15 protein-coding genes are annotated in these 17,634 nt (G+C 69.3%); 10 read left to right on the top strand and 5 right to left on the bottom strand.

Annotated features, from left to right (window positions below):
* Window positions 1-1,410, bottom strand: a complete 1,410-nt coding sequence (locus G6O69_RS12550) for a monooxygenase (protein ID WP_176396796.1) — start codon at window positions 1,408-1,410, stop codon at window positions 1-3.
* A gap of 103 nt (window positions 1,411-1,513) precedes the next feature.
* On the opposite strand from G6O69_RS12550, the gene G6O69_RS12545 reads away from it, so the two are divergent.
* The 7 genes from G6O69_RS12545 (at window position 1,514) to G6O69_RS12515 (ending at window position 8,834) form a co-directional block, all read left to right on the top strand.
* Window positions 1,514-2,230: a response regulator transcription factor gene (locus G6O69_RS12545; RefSeq protein ID WP_172303742.1), complete on the top strand. Its 717-nt coding sequence runs from the start codon at window positions 1,514-1,516 to the stop codon at window positions 2,228-2,230.
* Window positions 2,227-3,549, top strand: coding sequence for a HAMP domain-containing sensor histidine kinase (locus G6O69_RS12540; RefSeq protein WP_172303741.1), 1,323 nt, complete (start codon window positions 2,227-2,229; stop codon window positions 3,547-3,549). The genes G6O69_RS12545 and G6O69_RS12540 overlap by 4 nt, the downstream gene beginning before the upstream one ends.
* 68 nt (window positions 3,550-3,617) lie before the next feature.
* On the top strand, window positions 3,618-4,742 hold the full coding sequence (locus tag G6O69_RS12535) for a DUF4150 domain-containing protein (protein WP_172303740.1): 1,125 nt from the start codon (window positions 3,618-3,620) through the stop codon (window positions 4,740-4,742).
* Entirely contained in the window at window positions 4,736-5,551 is an 816-nt protein-coding gene (locus G6O69_RS12530; RefSeq protein ID WP_176396795.1) for an SMI1/KNR4 family protein, read from the top strand. Before G6O69_RS12535 ends, G6O69_RS12530 begins: the two co-directional genes overlap by 7 nt.
* A complete protein-coding gene (locus tag G6O69_RS12525) occupies window positions 5,539-6,561 on the top strand; it encodes a DUF2169 domain-containing protein (protein WP_172303738.1) in 1,023 nt (340 codons plus the stop codon). The genes G6O69_RS12530 and G6O69_RS12525 overlap by 13 nt, the downstream gene beginning before the upstream one ends.
* The gene (locus tag G6O69_RS12520; protein WP_172303737.1) at window positions 6,558-7,610 is read left to right on the top strand and encodes a hypothetical protein; all 1,053 of its coding nucleotides are present in this window, start codon (window positions 6,558-6,560) and stop codon (window positions 7,608-7,610) included. Before G6O69_RS12525 ends, G6O69_RS12520 begins: the two co-directional genes overlap by 4 nt.
* Window positions 7,611-7,643: 33 nt before the next feature.
* Window positions 7,644-8,834, top strand: a complete 1,191-nt coding sequence (locus tag G6O69_RS12515; protein WP_346017141.1) for a DUF418 domain-containing transporter — start codon at window positions 7,644-7,646, stop codon at window positions 8,832-8,834.
* Window positions 8,835-8,875: 41 nt separating this feature from the next.
* Here G6O69_RS12515 and G6O69_RS12510 read toward each other — a convergent pair whose 3' ends face one another.
* The 3 genes from G6O69_RS12510 to G6O69_RS12500 are packed head-to-tail and all read right to left on the bottom strand — an operon-like array spanning window position 8,876 to window position 12,694.
* The gene (locus tag G6O69_RS12510) at window positions 8,876-10,453 is read right to left on the bottom strand and encodes a tetratricopeptide repeat protein (protein ID WP_172303736.1); all 1,578 of its coding nucleotides are present in this window, start codon (window positions 10,451-10,453) and stop codon (window positions 8,876-8,878) included.
* A complete protein-coding gene (locus tag G6O69_RS12505) occupies window positions 10,446-11,828 on the bottom strand; it encodes a hypothetical protein (protein ID WP_172303735.1) in 1,383 nt (460 codons plus the stop codon). Before G6O69_RS12505 ends, G6O69_RS12510 begins: the two co-directional genes overlap by 8 nt.
* A 44-nt stretch (window positions 11,829-11,872) precedes the next feature.
* Complete coding sequence (locus G6O69_RS12500; RefSeq protein WP_172303734.1) at window positions 11,873-12,694, bottom strand: hypothetical protein; 822 nt, start codon at window positions 12,692-12,694, stop codon at window positions 11,873-11,875.
* Between the two features lie 136 nt (window positions 12,695-12,830).
* Between G6O69_RS12500 and G6O69_RS12495 the strand changes: the two genes are divergently transcribed.
* The 3 genes from G6O69_RS12495 (at window position 12,831) to G6O69_RS12485 (ending at window position 15,824) form a co-directional block, all read left to right on the top strand.
* Window positions 12,831-14,012 carry an iron-containing alcohol dehydrogenase gene (locus G6O69_RS12495; RefSeq protein ID WP_346017035.1) on the top strand — a complete coding sequence of 394 codons (1,182 nt, stop codon included), beginning with the start codon at window positions 12,831-12,833 and terminating at the stop codon, window positions 14,010-14,012.
* A gap of 550 nt (window positions 14,013-14,562) precedes the next feature.
* Entirely contained in the window at window positions 14,563-14,715 is a 153-nt protein-coding gene (locus G6O69_RS12490) for a hypothetical protein (protein ID WP_176396794.1), read from the top strand.
* A gap of 182 nt (window positions 14,716-14,897) precedes the next feature.
* Window positions 14,898-15,824: a hypothetical protein gene (locus G6O69_RS12485; protein WP_172303733.1), complete on the top strand. Its 927-nt coding sequence runs from the start codon at window positions 14,898-14,900 to the stop codon at window positions 15,822-15,824.
* A gap of 30 nt (window positions 15,825-15,854) precedes the next feature.
* Here G6O69_RS12485 and G6O69_RS12480 read toward each other — a convergent pair whose 3' ends face one another.
* Window positions 15,855-17,627 carry a hypothetical protein gene (locus tag G6O69_RS12480; protein WP_172303732.1) on the bottom strand — a complete coding sequence of 591 codons (1,773 nt, stop codon included), beginning with the start codon at window positions 17,625-17,627 and terminating at the stop codon, window positions 15,855-15,857.
* Window positions 17,628-17,634: the final 7 nt, after the last annotated feature.

Below are 17,634 nucleotides of genomic sequence, written 5' to 3'. Positions count from 1 at the left end.
TCACGGCCGGCTGAGGGTGACCACGGACAGACACATCTCGTCGCGGGTGCCCTCGCCCCAGTAGACGTCGGTCGGCTCGACGAGCTCGCCGTCGATGATCGGCTGGTTCATCACGCTATTGTCCCAGGTGCACTCGAGGCCGATCTCGTCGCCGGGGTGGATGCGGATCGGCTCGACGAGGTCGTAGGCGCCCTGCCAGCCGAAGTCCCAGCTCGGGATGTCGAGCACGCACTCGGTCCCGGCGTCCTCGGCCCGGTTGATGGTCAGCTTGGCGTGCGCGCCGAGCTCGTGCATGTGCAGCCCGGCGAAGTGCAAGAGCAGGTCCTCGCCCTCGGCGGCCCCGGTCTCGGCGATGGCGTTGGCCCACAGCGAGTCCGAGAGGTCGATGGTCGTCGCGTGCTTGACCTCGGCCTCGCCGGCGGGGATCAGCATCGGCTCGTAGCCGAGGATCCACCCGGGGTTGGCCAGCGGCTGGTTGACCAGCGGGCGCTCGACGGACTCGGCCACGCTGAGCTCGAGGGTGCTCTGATCCGCCACCGGCGCGCTCGACGAGGTGTTGTAGTGGACCTGGATAATCAGCTGCGAGCCGGGGTCGAGGCGCACGCCGGTGCCCTCGGGGTAGGTCATCCCGCGGCTGCCCGGCGCCCAGCTCGCGACCCAGCGCGCCCCGGGCAGGCCCGCGCCGCCGTAGCAGGTGTAGCCCGGCCCCTCGTCCTGGGCGTCGAGCTGCGCGACGGCCTCGAGCTGATCCGGATCGGCCGCGAAGGCGATCACGTGGTGGACGATGCTGCGCTGATCCGGGAGCACGCGAAAGCCGGTGACGTAGGGCTCGGGCCCCTCCCAGTCGACGGGGAAGCAGCGGTAGTCGTCGGGCTCCTTGGTCGGGACATAGGGCTCGGGCAAGCTGAGCGTGACGTCGGCCGAGAAGCTGTCTGCTTGATCCCCGGCCTCCGCGGGCGCGTCGGCGGGGTCGCCCTCGGGCGCGCCCTCGGCCAGCCAGGTCAGCAGGATCTCGCGCTCCTGCTCGTCGAGGGAGCGATCGTGGCTGTACTCGTTGCAGGTCTCCGAGGGCGGCCAGGGCGGCATCGAGCCCGACTCGATCGCGCCGGGCAGCACCGCCGCGACCGCGCTGACCTCCCCGTAGCTCGACAGCGAGAAGGGGGCGATGTCCCCGTCCACGTGACAGGTCGCGCACTTTTGATCGAGCACGGTCTTGGCGTCGGCCCAGTAGGTGTAGGTCGCCTGCGCGCCGGCGTCGCTGTCCCCGGACTCCCCAGCCTCGCCGGACTCCCCGGCCTCGTCCTCACCAGCCTCGGTCCCCCCACAAGCGCTGGCCCCGAGGCCGAGCAAGACACAGCCAAAGAAGGCGACCCGGGCGCGCCGAACATACGAGCAATCTGCGTCATCCATCATCGCAAGGGGTCTAGCGCGCCAGCCGCGACGAACGCCAGCACGATCCGATGAAGAAGTGTTTCTGTCCATGTCGAGCGCCGCGTTCTTCTAAGCTAGACCCATGCCCGAAGACGCCGACGCGCCCATCCAGGTGTTGATGGTCGAGGACGACGAGCGCCTCGCCCAGCTGACCGAGCGCTACCTCGCCAAGCACAACCTGGTGATCACCCGGGTCGCCGACGGCGAGCGGGCGATCGCGGCGGCCTCGGAGCACCGCTACGACGTGGTCCTCCTCGACCTGATGCTCCCCGGCTGCGACGGCCTGACGGTCTGCGAGGCCCTGCGCGAGCACGACGACGTGCCGATCATCATGATCAGCGCCCGCGGCAGCGACGACGAGCGCGTCGCCGGGATCGAGCGCGGCGCCGACGACTACCTGGCCAAGCCCTTCAACCCCCGCGAGCTGCTCGCCCGGGTCAACGCCATCGTCCGCCGCGAGCGCGGCCAGCTCGGGCCGACCCAGCGCATCCTCGAGGTCGGCGAGCTCGTGCTCGAGCCCAAGCAGATGCGGGCCCACCTCGCCGGCGCGGCCCTCGACCTGACCGCCTACGAATTCCGCCTGCTCTACGCCCTCGCCGAGCACCCCGGGCGCCCGCTCTCGCGCGAGCGCCTGCTCGACCGCGTGCATCGGGGCAAGGCCGAGGAGGCCTTCGAGCGCTCGATCGACGTCCACGTGTCTCGCCTGCGCCGCAAGCTCGGCGCCGCGTGGATGCTGCGGACGGTCCGCGGCCAGGGCTACATGCTCCTCGACGACGCATCGCAAGCGAGGCGAGGATGAGGCGCCTGCTCACCCGCCTGTTCCTGATCAACTTCTCGACCTTCCTGCTAGTGAGCGCGGCCGTGCTCTTCGTGCGCTGGACCGCGGATCCAGGCCTGACCCCGCTCGGGCGCGCGCGCGAGGCCATCGCCATGGCCGTGGACGCCGGGCAGCCTCCCGAGCAGCTCCAAGGTCGCCTCGAGCTCATGCGCAGCCGGCTCGGCGGGCACACCAGCGTCTACGACCTCCACGGCCGGCTGCTCGCCTCCAACGTCGAGCCCCCGCTCCCGCCCGAGCCCACCAGCCAGCTCAGCCGCTTCCCGACCTACGCCAACGACGGCACCCAGACCGGCTGGGCGATCTACGGCTCCTTGCCCGACCGGGTGATCAGCGAGACCAGCGTGATCCTGGCCCTGACCTTGAGCGTCGCCGGGGTCTTGGGCCTCGGCCTCGCGGCCTGGGCGACGCGGCGCCTGGTCGGGCCGCTGCTGAGCATGACCGAGGCGACCCGGGCCATCGCCCGCGGCGACTTCAACGTCCAGCTCGACCTCGCGCGCAGCGACGAGCTCGGCTCCCTCGCCCGGGCCTTCGACGACATGACCCAAAAGCTCGCCCGCCTCCAGCGATCCCAGCGCGAGCTGCTCAGCTCCGTCTCCCACGAGCTGCGCACCCCCCTCGCGCGCATGCGCCTGGCCCTGACCATGCTCCAAGACGGCGAGGAGCTCGGCGACATGCTCCCCGAGCTCAGCGCCGACGTCGACGAGCTCGAGCGCATGACCAGCAGCGTGCTCGCGGCCGCCAAGCTCGACCTCGACCTCAGCCGCGGCGCCCCGATCGCCGTGGCCGCCCGCGAGCGCGTCGAGGTCTCGGCCTTCGTCGAGCGCGTCGCCGCCCGCTTCCGCCTCGCCCACCCCGAGCGCGAGCTCGACGTGGACCTCGGCGAGCACCCCGAGTCCCTCGGCGCCCTCGCCCTCGACGTCGCCGCGCTGCTGCGCGCCTGCGAGAACCTGCTCGACAACGCCTACCGCCACGGCCCCGCCGACCGACCCGTGCGCATCGCGGCCAGGCGCGGGGGCGAGCGCGGGGGCGAGATGATCGAGCTCGCCGTCATCGACGAGGGGCCGGGGATCCCCGCGCAGCTCCAGGAGCTCGTGTTCACGCCCTTCTTCCGCGTGGACCCCAGCCGCAGCCGGGTGACCGGGGGCTTGGGCTTGGGTCTCGCAATGGTCGCGAGGATCGCCGAGGCGCACGGCGGGAGCGTGGGGCTCGAGTCGACGCCTGGCGAGGGGGCGCGCTTCGTGATCCGCCTGCCGGCCGCGGAGGTTTCAAAAGAGTCCTAGGGACTACGCGGCTCGGGCTTCGACCGGGCTGCGGTCTTGGGCTAACCTGGGTCGGACCAGGCTAGCCCATGTCGAACTCGAAAGTCTACGCAAACGGCCGCAGCATCGTCCACGCGGGCGACGGCCAGACCAACACCTCGGCGCCTCCAGACGTGTGCAAGACGCCCTCTCCTGGCGGCCCTGTCCCCGTACCCTACGTCAACGTCGCCAAGAGTAGAGACCTCGAAGCCGGCACCAAGCGCACCAAGATCGGCGGTAGCTCGGTCGCCATCCAGGGCGCGACCCTCTCGACGAGCACCGGCGACGAAGCAGGCAGCGCCGGCGGCGGGCTGCTCTCGTCCAAGACCAAGGGCAAGCTGTCCTGGGCGACCAGGAGCCCCAACGTCAAATTCGAGGGCAAGGGAGTCGTCCGCTTCATGGACACCACCTTGCACAACGGCAACACCTTCAACACATCGTTCATTCAGCAAGGCGGGACCGGCCTGGCCTATGGCGACGACTTCGAGGGGCCCTGTCCGCTGTGCGGGAAGTCGGCGGACAAGCACCGGATCAAGGAGATGAAGGCGTCGAGCGCGGCGATCGCAGCGGATATCGTCAAGCGCCTTCATGCGAACCCTCGCCGCTATGCAAAGACCGTCAAGAGCAAGCATGGTGACAAGCTCAAGGGTTATATGGTCGGCGTGCTCGTGTGCAACTGCAAGACCTGGGCGACGACCTCGGGGATGACTCAGGAACACTTCCACGAGGCCGCCGAGGGCTGCGTGACCATTGGCGGAGGCGGGGTGGATTCAAGCACCCTCGCCGGCGAAAACGATCGAGCTTATGGCCTGATCATGAGCACAGTCGATCACATAAACAAAATTCGAAAGAGCAATTCCAAGGAACTCATCGAGCTGCGCAATCAGACCTCGAAACCCGGGACATGCGCAGCGCAAAAACTCCTCGCCAGGGCCAAAGGCCACGAAATACTATCTATGACCGAGATCATGTGGCGGCCCGAGGGGAAGTGGACACAGCGTTACTCATTGAACCTCGCAAAGCCAACCAATACTCGAAAACGAACATTTACCTTCAGCGACTACACACCAGATGATGCTGCTCGGAGGATCACGAGCAAGGCCGTCGGCTCTTGCTACTCCTGCCAGCTCATCCTCCCGCTCTTGCTCTGCGATCTTGGAGACTGGAAATGCTGACCGCCAAAGACTGGCAGCACATCATCAACTTCATCGATGAACGCGCCCCTGGATTCGGCGCGCGCATCCGCGGTGCAAGCAGCGAGCGCATTGCCGAACTCCAAGCCATTCACTTGGCAAAGCTCCCCCAGGCATACGTCGATTTTTTATCTCTCATGGGTGAAAACCATGGCGGCTTCGAACTCAGCTGGGAGCGCTACTCGACCATCAGTGAGCTGATCTTCAACTCGACATCGCCTCGAGGGTGGCGGCCCGATCATCCCGAGCCGAGGTTCGTATGGATCGCAGGCCAGAAAAATGAAGAGGACGAGAGCTACTGGGGAGATCTCTATCTGGACCTCGAACTCGGCGCCCGAGAAGACCCCCCCGTGGTCGCGCGCGACTTCTCCGAGCAAGACCCCGCTCTTCTCGACCCAGAGGTCGTTTTTGCGCTCTCATTTACGGACTTCGTCCAATCGACAGCATACTCCGACTATGAGCAAGTCAAGAACATGTATCAGTACGAGCTTCCCCTTTCTTTTTCAAAGAAGAAGCACGAGCTGACATGGTTCAACCTCAGGGCCTCGCTGCGCGCCCTCGGCTGGCGCGAGTGCCTCCCGGGCAGCGAGAACACCTGGTTCGGCGAGCACGACGACCCCATCTCCCTCGACGCCGAGTCCACCCGCCTGGGCATGATCCGCCTGCTCATCGGCGCCAACGACCGCAAGCTCGTCCTGTCCATGGCCGAGGAGATCAAAGACGACTTCCCCACCATCGCCAGCCCCGGCGAGTGGTTCATCGACCGAGACGAGGACGAATGGACAACCTGACCCCCTTCGCCGCGACCTGCATGCCCTTCATGACCCCGCGGAACCTCGAGTCCGCCCTCATCATCGTCGCCGGTCGCTTCGACCTGCCCCCTCCAGGTGCAGGCACGGCGGCGAAGATCTGCGAGCAGCAGTCGCTCCCACCTCTCGAAGACGTCCACTACGCGGACCCCGAACACTCGAGCTTGAAGCGAGAGGGCCTCGCCTCGTGCCCGCGCTCCGGCACCGATATCCTCGTCTACGGCGACGCCTGGACCCCAGGCGGCCGCCCGGCTGCGCAGGCCCTCGTCGAGGTCCGCGTCGGCCCCTGTCGGCGCGCGGCCGTCGTCTACGGCGACCGCTGGTGGCGGCGAGGCTTCGGCGGTCCGCGACCGAGCGCGCCCCGATCTTTCGAGCGCGCGCCTTTGGTCTACGAGCGCAGCTTCGGGGGCTTCTTGGCGGGTGCCCGAGGAGCGCGGCGCGAGGCCTGCGAGCGCAACCCCGTGGGCCTCGGGCTCATGCCCAGCTTGACCGCGGCGGTCGACCGCGCCCTACCCAACATCGAAGATCCGCAGCAGCTGATCCAGACCCCCTCGGACCTCCCATCCCCCGTGGGCTTCGGACCCATCGCGCGTAGCTGGGGCCCGCGCAGAGCCTTCGCCGGGACCTACGACGACGCCTGGACCGCCGAGCGCGCCCCGCTGTGGCCAGACGATCTCGACGAGCGCTTCTTTCGAGCAGCCCCGCCCGAGCTGCGCGCGACCAAGCACCTCGAAGGCAACGAACAGCTCCGCCTCACCGGACTCCACCCCGGCGGCGTCATCGAGCTCCCCCTACCTCACCAGCGCCTGCTCGCCAAGCTCCGGACCGCGACGCAGACCCTGCGCCTGCCCCTTCCCCTCGACACGGTCATCATCGACGCAACCGAGATGACCCTGACCATGATCTGGAGGGCGCAGGTCATCTTGCGACCGAGCTTTCTGATCCTCGAGGAGATCCTCGTCCGCTCGTTGCGAGATCGGAGCACCGCGTGAACACGCTATGGATCGACGCCGTGGGGATGGCCTGCCCGGTGGGGCTCTACTCGGCCGCGGCCCTCGCGGCCATGCGCGCGGGTATCGACGGCTTCACCCTCGACGAGGCCGACTTCAGCTTCAGCAGGAGTGAGCACATCGAGCCAAGCGCGGATCGGACACAGCGGACGCTCGCCCTGATGGAGGCGGCCTTCCTCGACCTGCTGCCAGCGCTGCGCGAACACAGCGCGCGCGCCCTCCCCTTCATCCTGGCTCTGGGGGGCCCCGGCGAGCACGTTCGCCGCGTACAAGCCCGCGCCACGACGCTGCTCTCGCGGCTGGGCGCGGGCACCCTCGAATTCATCGACATCGCCAGTCGTGCTCCCGTCAGCGCCGGTCGTGCCAGCTTCATGGTTGCGCTCGCGCTCGCGCGCGCCTATCTGGAAGCGAACGAGCTCCCCTTCGTCGTCGTGGGCACCTCCGACTCTCTGGTCGACCCCGCCTCGCTCGAAGCGCTCGACGCTCGCAAGCTGCTGCTCTCGCCGAACAACCCCGACGGCCGGATACCGGGCGAGGCCGCGGTCTTCTTGCTGGTCAGCAAGCGCCACTCTCCGCGGGCCATCGCGCTCTCGGCGATCGAACACCTCGAGCATCCAGAGAGCTTCGCGGCCTACTCCAGCGGACGAGCACCGGCCCACGCCCGCGGGCTGACCGAGCTCTTTGGACGCCTCGGCCGGTCCTCTCCAGCGCGGGTCGACGGCGTGTTCTCGGGTCAGCCGCACGGTGAATTCTGGGGACGGGAGTTTTGCTACGCCTATCTTCGAAACGCTCGCGTCATGCCCGAGCCGCTCTACCACCGCGACGTCGGCTCCGAGCTCGGTGATGTGGGCGCGGCCGCTGGCGCGGTGGCGATCATGCAAGCCATCGACGAGCTGCGTCCGCCCGCGCGGCTGCGTCCCTACATGCCTGCCCGCGAGCGCGCGCTGGTCTACGCGGTCTCCGATCGCGGAGAGTTTGGCGGCTGCATCCTCCAACGCACCCCCGCACCACGAGACGGCCCCCGGGGCTGACGCGCGCGCGGATCTCTGGCAGCGTTGCCTACCGTGGCTGATCCCGAGCCCAAGCCCGAGCCCGCGAGCGCGCCCTCCACACCAAAGAGCAAGCGCCTGCTCGGCCTCGACGCCCTGCGCGGCGTGGCCGTGTTCTTGATGATCGAGCAGCACCTCGGGGTGTGGCTGTGGGAGGGCCCCAAGGTCGGTGAGCGGTCCGTGGACTACCTCGGGCTGTTCATCTTCAACGCCCTCGGCGGCGGCGCGGCCCCGGCCTTCGTGACCCTCGCCGGCATGGGCTCGAGCCTGCTTGTCCAAAAACGCAGCGCCGGCCCGCGCTCGCCGGACAAGACGCTGATCGTCCGCGGCCTGGTGGTCATGGCCTTCGGCTATGCGCTGAGCCTGCTGACCCCGAGCTGGTTCACGATGCGCTCGTGGTTCGTGCTCCACCTCATGGGCCTTGGCATGCTGACCACCCCGCTGTGGCGGCGGCTCTCGACCCCGACCCTGCTCGCCCTGGGCGCGGGGATCATCGCGGTCAGCGGCGCCCTCCAGGCCCACTTCGAGGTGCCCCTGGCCCTCGACAACGCCTACATGGCCGGGCGCGCCCCGGGCTCGCCGCAGCAGTGGGCCGGCCTGCGCATCGCCCTGCTCGAGGGCCAGTTCCCGGTCTTCCCGTGGTTCTCCTTTTACCTCGCCGGCCTGGTCGCGGGGCGCTTCGTGGCCGCGCCCGAGGGGCTGCGGACCTTCGCCAAGCTCGCCGCGGGCGCCCTCGCCCTGGGCGGCGTCGGCCTGGCGTTGCGGGTGCTGCCCTCGGACCCCGCCAGCGCGCTCGGCCGGACCACGAGCCTGCGCGTCCCCTTCTTCCCGGCTTCCCCGACCCTCGTGGCCCTGCTCCTCGGCGTGGTCTTGCTCGGCTGCCTGGCGGTGATGGCCTGGGACCACCGGCGACCGCTCTCGGAGCGCAACTTGCTGGTGACCCTGGGCCGCTCCTCGCTGACCTTGCTGCTGCTCCACGTGTGGGTGTTCCGCGAGCTGACGCGCACCGACGGCTGGTGGCAAGCGCACGTGGGCCCGCTGCGCTGGCTGGGGCAGCACATGGCGTGGTGGCGGGCGCTCTCGGCCCAGGAAGGGCTGGCGGTGCTGGCGACCTTCCTGGTGTTCGCGGTGTTCGCCTCGCGGGCCTGGCAGCGCGTGGGCTACCGCTACGGGGCCGAGTGGCTGCTGCGCAAGCTCTCGCCCTGAGGCTGCGACTGCTCTGAGCTCGTCGCCACGAGGCCGAGCGTTCAGTCGGCCTCGGTCCCGCCCCCAGGCCCATGGTCGGCGCCATCGACGGCGCCCGATGTCCCGACAGCGTATGACAACGCCTCGGCCACGCTCGCGTCAGCTTCCTCGCGGCGGCCCAGCTCGAGCAAGACAGCGCCGCGAGCTTCGAGCGCCGCGGCCAGGCTCGCCGCGACCTCGGGGAGCTCGTCGCCCACGAACCGCCGGTAGAGCGCGCAAGCTTCGTCGAGGACTTCGAGCGCCTCCTCGACGCGTCCCCCCTTCCGCAGCCAAGTGACGAGCCGCTCGAGGTTTTGGCTGTATACACGGACGAAGCCCTCGGGCTGAGACGCCACGAACTCGGTGTAGATGGCCAGGGCCTCGCGGGTCGCTGCGATGGCCTCGTCGAGCTGCCCATGGCGAATCGAGAACACGCCCAGATTATCCAAGGAGACCCCGAGCACCCAACGTGTCAGCCCGGAGTCGCGCTCCCCCCGTGAACGAAGCAGCTCGATCGCCTCCCCTGCCGTGGCCAGAGCGTCCTCGTGCTCGCCGAGCGAACTCTCGGCCGCGGCGACATTGTTGAGCGCCGCAGCCAACAAGACAATAAAGCGCTGCGGATCCGCGCCAGCGAGCTGACGATAGATGTCCACGGCCTCGCTCGCGCGCTCACGGGCGAGCGCGAAGCACCCTACGTTGCCAAGCGAGGTCGCCAGGGCCACCAAGGACGACCCCAGCTGTGAGAGATATTTCGAGCCGCCCACACGAACGATTTGACGACGCAAGTCGACCGCGCGCTGATAGGCCTCGAGCTCGTGCTCTGGGTCAGCCAAGCTTTCCAACGCTTCGCCAAACAACGTGAACATCGAGCCGAGGTGATCGAGCTCCGCCAGTGAGCGCGCTTCGGGCTCGACGGAGCTCGAGAGCGCGTCGGCCAGCGCGAGCCCTTCCTTGGCGAGCGAGAGCCCCTCCTCGCGTTCGCTGACCTGGGCCAACAGTGAGAGGGCCCGCGCGAGCGCGAAATCATCTCCGCTCGCGCGCGCTCGCGCGATCTCCTGGCGCTGGAGCTCGGGGTTGATCGTGCGAGAGAGCGGACGAAACAACGAAGGCACCTTCAGAGCAGACTCGAGCTCGAAGCCCATCCCCGCCACGCGCAAGATCATCGCCCGTACGGACCACAGATCCGGCGCCAGCATCGGGCTCGCGTCGAGACGGTCCCCCGTCGTGACCAGCACGATCCCACCGCCCTCCCACCTGCGCCGCAGCCACTCCCGCCGCTCGTTGAGCCGCATCAACCCTCGCTCCCAGCTCGTCCGCCAGACCGGCGCCTCGGGCTTCGCGTCGTGGCGAACCATGTCGACCCACGCCACCGCTCGCGCCTCGCCGTCGGCCAGAGCTTCGCGCAGATCCTCATCGGGCGCGGGCCGCAGCCCGACGAAGCGCCGCCCGGCCCCCTCGATCTGGGCCTGCGTCCGCCGGGCGAGCTCCTGGCTCACGCGCGGATCGTTCGTGAACACGAACACGATCCAAAACGCGTCCGCCCACTCGAGGTGGAGCTTCAGCCGCGTCCAGGCCTCCTCGAGGCTCAGCGCCTCAGTCAAGCTTCGCGCTCGCTCGACTCTCGTGCCAGGCGCGAGCGCGGCGCTCCACGTCGGCACGAATCACCGGATGGACACCATACCAATCCTCGCCGTTGCGATAGGCCAAGAGCACGTGGGAGTCGAGGAAGCGCGCGAGCTTGAAGTGGTGCCCCGGCTCATCGACATCAAAGGTGCCGGTATGCTCGATCTGCTGTAGCCAAACGGCCTCCTGGTTCGTGAAGCCGCGCAGCCCACCACGCAGGTCGGCGATCGCCAACGCCCGCACCTCGTCGCTCACGGGCGTGTCCGTCCCCGCGGCCTGCCTGACCACGAAAGACAGCAGACGAAAGAGGTCGCGCAGGTAGCCGCCCGACGCTCGCGCGAGCTCATCGAAGGCCGCGCGCTCGCCGAGCAACCAGCTCATGTCTCCGCGCTTGCTGGCCACCTTCCACAGGACGTCGAGGCCGACCGTGTTCGAGGCGTCGGCGTCATCGCGCGCGCGGACCTTGACGCAGGGGATCTGGCAGTAGTCGTCAAAGCGGTCGCCGACCCCCGCATACTGAAGACGCAGCCAGGGCGGCACCGTGAACACGGTGTGCACGGCGGGGAAGCGCAGCGCCTCGACGTGCCCCCGAAACAGGCGCTCGACCGAGGCCGCGACCTGCTCGGCGTTGGTCGTGGTCCCGCGCAGGTGCTCGATGCTGTCGTAGACCACGACGAGCTCGGTGTCCTGCCCGTGACGCTCGCGCAGCCGGAGCAGACAGTCCTGAACGAAGCTGTGAACCTCGGCTCGAAACGCGCCGACCCGGAGCTTCATGCGCTCGCGGATCCGCTTGCGAAATTCGGGGTCGTCCTTGAGGTTGAGCTTGACCCCGAGCCCGGCCTCGGCGCCGAGGCTCCCATCCGGCGCACCGGCCTTGGCCTTGGCCGTGATGCCCAGCTCGCTGACCTCGATCTTCTGGCTGCGCAGCCAGCCGGTGAAGCGAGCCCAGTAGTTGTTGACCGGGTCATACGCGAGGAGCTCGGAGGTCGAGAGCGCGTCGGACAGGGCCCCGGCCGCGGCGAGCAAGAAGTCGACGACGTCGACCTCGTCGGTCATCGGGAGGTAGTCCTCCATGTCGCAGATCACAACCTTGTACTTGGGATCCCGCTGAAGCCGCTCCCGCAGTCGGCGCAGCTGCGTTGTCTTGCCCGTGCCGCGGTGGCCGCTGAAGAGCTGCGCGGTCTCGAGCGCAGCAAATTCGATGCTCAGCGCCATGCGCTCGACCGGATCGTCGGCCGAGAGCGCGCGGGTCTCGAAGAGCTCGACGTAGGCCGAATCGTCCGGAGACAGCGGCCGATCCTGAAGCGCCTGGTAGAGCGCCCGTAGCCGCCCGCGGGTCTCGGGATCAACCATGGATGTCGATCCTACCTGCGCCCAGAGCTCCCCACAACTTGGAGTCATGTCCCCTCGCCTCCAGCTCGAGTGTCCCCGATCCGCGCTGCCAAAGCCGCCCGGTCGCCAGGGTGCGCGTGGGCCAGGACCACCTTGCGCCAGCGCAGAAACTCGAGCCAGCCCGCGCCAATGGGCGCGCTGCCCTCCCCCCGCGCCTGCGCTTCTCCTCCACCCTCCGTCGCTCCTCCTCCCTCACGCTCGTCCCCGTCCTCCAGATCCTCGACCTGCGCGAGCCCGGCCAAGGTCGCGGCGCAGACCTGGCGATCGTCGCGGCCATGGACGACGGACGAGAGCAGCGCCAGGGCCGGCCGGCGCGAGGCGACGCTGGGGTCGCGGACGCGCGGGACCTGGGCGGGGCCGATCACCGACAGCGCCGACCCCGGGAGCGCCGCGAAGGCCCGGGCCAAGATCGGATCGCAAGTCATGACCACGGTGTGCGCAGGGCAGCGCAAGCGCGCGCCGATGCTGGCGCGGATCCGCCTCCAGTCCTTGGCCCAGGCGGCGGCGCAGGCCCGGGCGTGCTCGACCGCGGCCGCGCCCGCGTCGCCCTCCCCGAGGCCGGCGCGCTTGGGCCGGGGTCGCTCGGGCGCGTGGACGCACACGGCCAGGCGCGGAGGACAACCCATGTCCTCCTCGATGTCCCGGTGCGCGTGGGCGATCAGCAGGCGCGGCGGCCTGGGCTGGGTGAGGGCCTCGAGCGGGTGGGCCAGGACCAGGGGGTCCCGGGGCAGCGCGTCGAGCCGGTGGCGCAGCAGCGCGAGGACCAGCTCGGGGTCCCGGGTGGCGAGGGTGAGGAGGAGCTCGGATCGTTCGGCATCGTGGACCATGGACCGGGTCGTTGCGAGATCCGGACCGCGGTAATTTTGCCGTGATCTCGGGGGTGACCCCGAGGCCCGGTGGTCCGACATCTGGCCACCGTCCCGGCTACGGGCCGGCTTTGGAATTGGCTACCATCGCGTCCTCGTGAGCAACGCACCCGTCGGCAAGTTCAACTACCCCACGCCCTACCGCATCGGCCCCGGCCGCGCCCGCGAGCTCCCCGACGCCTGCCGCGAGCTGGGCATCGAGCGCCCGCTGATCGTCACCGACCCCGGCCTGGTGACGATGCACTGGTTCGCGGACATCGAGCGCAACCTCAGCCGCCCCGCGGACCTCGACGCGAAGGTGTTCTCCAAGCTGCGCCCAAACCCCAGCGGCGAGGACGTGGCGGCCGGCGTGGCGGCCTACCGGGCCCACGGCGCCGACGGGCTGGTGCTCGTGGGCGGCGGCTCGGCCCTCGACGTGGGCAAGTGCATCGCGCTGATGGTCGACAACCCCGGCGAGGTGTTCGACTACGAGGACGTCGGCGACAACTGGACGAAGATCGACCCCAGCAAGGTGCCCGCCAAGATCGCGGTGCCGACCACGGCGGGCACGGGCTCGGAGGTCGGGCGGGCGTCGGTGATCACGGATCCCAGCCACAACAAGAAGATCATCTTCCACCCCAAGATGATGCCGGAGCTGGTGATCGCGGATCCCGAGCTGACCTTTGGCCTGCCGCCGCGGCTGACGGCGGCGACGGGGATGGACGCGCTGGCCCACTGCTTCGAGGCCTACTGCGCGCCGGGCTACCACCCGATGGCCGACGGCATCGCGCTCGAGGGGATGCGGCTGATCAAGGACAACCTGCCCAAGGTGTTCGCGGATGGGCGCGACGTGGAAGCGCGCACGCACATGCTGATGGCGGCGACGATGGGGGCGACGGCCTTTCAAAAGGGGCTCGGGCTGGTCCACGCGCTGAGCCACCCGCTGGGCGGGGCGCTGGATGTCCACCACGGCACGGCGAACGCGATCTTCTTGCCCTACGTGATGGTCTATAACCGCGAGGCGATCGCGGACAAGATGGACGCGCTGGCGCGCTGGCTCGAGCTGCCGGTGGCGAGCTCGGGCTTCGACGCGGTGCTCGGGTGGATGATCGCGCTGCGGCGGGATCTTGGGATGCCGCATACGCTGGAGGGGGTGCAGGGCTTTAGCGAGGACGTGGCGCGGCGGCTGGCGCCGCTGGCGGTGGAGGATCCTTCGATGGGGGGGAATCCGGTGCCGGCGGGGGTTTTGGAGTGTGAGCGGGTGTTTTTGAAGGCTCTGGTGGGGGATCTTTCTCCTTAGAGCGGCGACCGGTTTGAAGGCGCGCCGTCAGGTGCGTCTGGGCGGCTCCGTGGCTAGGAGCGAGGCCGAAGCTGTGGTGGACCCACTGCGAGCGCCGAGCGACAACGACCACGGGGCCGCCAAGATGTGCCTGGCGGTGCGAATTCAAACCGGTCGCCGCTCTAGGGCTTTGCGGGGGCGTGGGGGGCAGCGTCTCGACCGCGGATGGCTCGGGGGTCTCTTGCCTGCTTCTTCCCGACCGCGGACGGCTCGGGGGTCTCTCGCCTGCTTCTTCCCGACCGCGGACGGCTCGAGGGTCTCTTGCCTGCTTCTTCCCGACCGCGAACAGGCGCACGGGCCACCAGGGGACCCTTCCCACTCGAACAGATCGCTGACTGCTGCCGCTTTCTCGCGGCGACCTTCTTCCTCGGTGAGGTGCTTCGCGTCGAAGTTGCACTTCGTACGCTAAACTCGCGGGAAGGGTCCCCTGGTGTCCCTTTTGTGCGCCTCTTTGGCGGGGAGTCTCTCCGCGTCCGGCCGGGGGGGAGGGTCTTTGGTTTCGAGTGTGGGGGTGAGCGTCTTTGGTTTCGAGGGGGTCTTTCGACCTCGACCGTGCTCGGTCTGCGACTCGAGTTCTTCCATCGTGAAGGAGGGCAACGCGGGGCTCGACCGAGGTGAGCTCGCCTTGCGCCAAGGCGAGTCGGCCGTAGCCAGCCGCTGCTGAGGAGCTCTGGGCTCAGCGCTTCGAAGCGGGCTCGGGGAGGGAGCATGCTCGTGGTCATCAGCTTGTTGGGTTGCTTGGCCAATCGGCGGGACGCTGGCCCGTAGGTAGGCCGGGGAGCTCTCCTCGTGCCCTTGAAATTACGTCGTTTTCCGCTGGCCCGGCGCTTGCGAAGGCTTCCTGTCGTGCCCAGCACACTGCATCAAGGGGTCGCCCGCCTCCTCATCGACGAGCCCAGCCTCGGCTTTCGGATCTTGCGCGAGGTCTTCGCGGTCGAGCTGCCCGCGCTCCAAGATCTACGTGAGCGCCACGCCGTCATCGACCGCTTCTCGCCCTGTTTTGGGGACACGCATGAGCTTCGTCCGGACGGCATTTTATCTGGAGACCACCCGACGGATCTGCACGGTGGCGTGGCCATCGTCGTCGAAGCGCAGCGCCAGCCCGATCGCAAGAAGGCCGCGCGGCTGTGGGTCTACTGGGCCCTGGTCGCCGAGCAAATCGGCTACGTGACGGCCTTGCTCGTGATTGCGCTGTCTGGCGAGGTCTCGCGCTGGGCCCAGCGCCTGGGCGAGCATCGGCTCTCGCCCCATGAAGCGCTGCTGGTCTTGGACCAGAAAAACATGCCAGTCGTCACCGAAGTCGAGGATCCCGAGCGCCCCGGCTGGGCCGTGCTCTCGGCGCTGATCCACGCCGCGCATGGCAACTTCGAGCCCTTTGCCGTAGCGTTTCAGGCGGCCCTTCGTCTCGAGGACGAGCGCCGTGAAAGATATGCCTCGTACCTGCTCGCGGCCCTCGACGAAGACGCCCGCGAGCTCATTTTTGGAGCGATGAAGATGCAGACAAACGAGATCAGCGACATCGAGCGGCGCAGCGTCGCCTTTCACGACGGCCTGCGCATGGGAAAGGCCGAAGGCCTCAGCGAGGGCCGTGCCGAAGGCCGTGCCGAAGGCCTGCGCCAGCTCGTGCGCACGATCTTCGAGCTACGCGGGCTCGCGCTCTCCCCCGAGGGCCACGCGCGGCTCTCGGGCTGTCGCTCCCTCCCCCAGCTCGAGCGCTGGTGCGAGCGAGCCAAGGCCCTCGATCCCATGGACGAAGACGAGCTCTTCACCTAGGAGCCTGGCCCCACCCTCGACCGCTGGCGGTCAGAAGAACACCCGGGCTTCGAGGTAGATGTTCAGGGGAGACAGGCCGAATTCGCTGCCCAGCTCGAGGCTGCCGGTGAGCAGGTCGTAGGCCTGCAGGCCCTTTCCCCAGGGGACGTAGACGCCCAGGATCAGGTCCGACTCGTCGGCGACGTTGTAGGCCAAGGACAGGCCCGCCATGCCCGAGCCGTCGCCAGCGTTGACGAGGCCGACGGCCGAAGCGCGCAGGAGGGGCATGAGCTCGAGGCCGGCGGCGAGGCCGGCGTAGTGGCGGCCGAGGTAGGGGAGGTCGTCGGCGTAGCCGCTGAGGGCGCGGTCGATGTAGCCGGTGGGGGAGGCGGCGCCGTCGGAGGCGAACATGTATTCGGCGACGAGGTTGGCGTTTTGCCAGGCGAAGGTCACGCCAAAGCCAGCGGCGACGCGGCCGTAGACGGGGGCATCATCGCTGTCGTGGCCGTCGCCTTCGGCGTCGGGGATGCCGACGTGGAATTCGCTGCGCAGGGTCAGGGGGCCGGCGTCGCCCTGGATCGAGCCGCCGGCGACCCAGCGCTCGGACAGCTTGCCGCCGAGGGCCGCCCACTCGAAGCCGGCGCCGACGATCGCGGCGCGGGTGAGGACGGCCGTATGAGCCCAGCTGGGACGGCCCCAGCGCTCGTTTTCGATGGCGCTGCCGTCATCGGCGTAGTCGCCGGTGTACTGCGGTTGGTAGCCGAGCACGCCGATCACGTCCCAGCTCGCGCGCGGGCCGATGCCCGCCGAGACGCGCAGGGCGTCGACGCCGGGCTTGTAGATGGTGTTGACCGCGGTCGCGCTGAAGGGGGCGAAGAAGTCGTTGGTCGTGAACATGGTGGTGACGGCGTAGGTCACCGGGAAGCGGCCGAGCTCGATCTGGAGCGGGCCGGTGTGAACGCGCATCGACGCTCGGTCGACGCCGAGCTGGCCGCCGACGGAGTCCTCGTCCCAAAAGCGCCAGCTGAGGTAGCGGGTCCTGTAGGCGCTCTGGGTGCTGCCGGCGCTGGCGAAGGTGCCCTGGCCGCTGGTCACCGAGGGGCTGCGCGAGAGCTCGAAGAAGCCGTTGAACTCGAAGCGCAGGACCTCGGCGACGTCGGCCCGGACGAGCACCCGGCCCAGGGCCACGGCGAGGGCGTCGGCGCGCTCGGGGAAGAGCTCGGGGGTGTCGTCGAAGCGCAGGTAGGCGCCCATCAGGCGCAGGCTGCCGCCGAGGATGTCGCCGACCGCGGGCTTGGACGCGCCGCGCTCTTCACCGTCCTCCCCATCGCCCTCCCCCCTGAGCTCGAGGGTCGCGCTCGATGTCGCCGGACTCGGGCTCTCGCCACCGCTTTCATCACCGCTCTCGCCACTGCTCTCGCCACTGCTCTCGCCACTGGGCGGCCCCCAGCCCGCCGCCTCCCAGGCGCTCGCCGAGCCCTCGCTCGGCTCCCCACCATCACCACCCGCGGGCGCGCCCCAGCCCGCCGCCTCCCAGGCCGCGGCCGAGTCCGAGTCGGGGCCCGCGGCGGACCCGTCCTGTCCCGCTGCGCCCTGTCCTGCTTCGCCCTGCCCGTCTTCCCCCCCTGCCCCGCTCGCGTCTTCGCCAGCGCCCTTCACAGGCTCCTGCGCGGGCCCGTCCCAGCCTGCCGCTTCCCAGGCCGCCCTCGTGTCCGCGTCGGGGCCGGACTCGTCCTCGACCTCCTCGCCCGAGCCCTCGGCGTCCGGCGCCGCGTCAGCGGGCGCGCCATGGAGCGCGAGGATCAGCCAGCCAGCGACGAGCACGGCGCGC

This window comes from Pseudenhygromyxa sp. WMMC2535, from assembly GCF_011083025.2.
The sequence above is the reverse complement of the archived record's forward strand: the minus strand, read 5'-3'. Positions and strand labels throughout refer to the sequence as shown.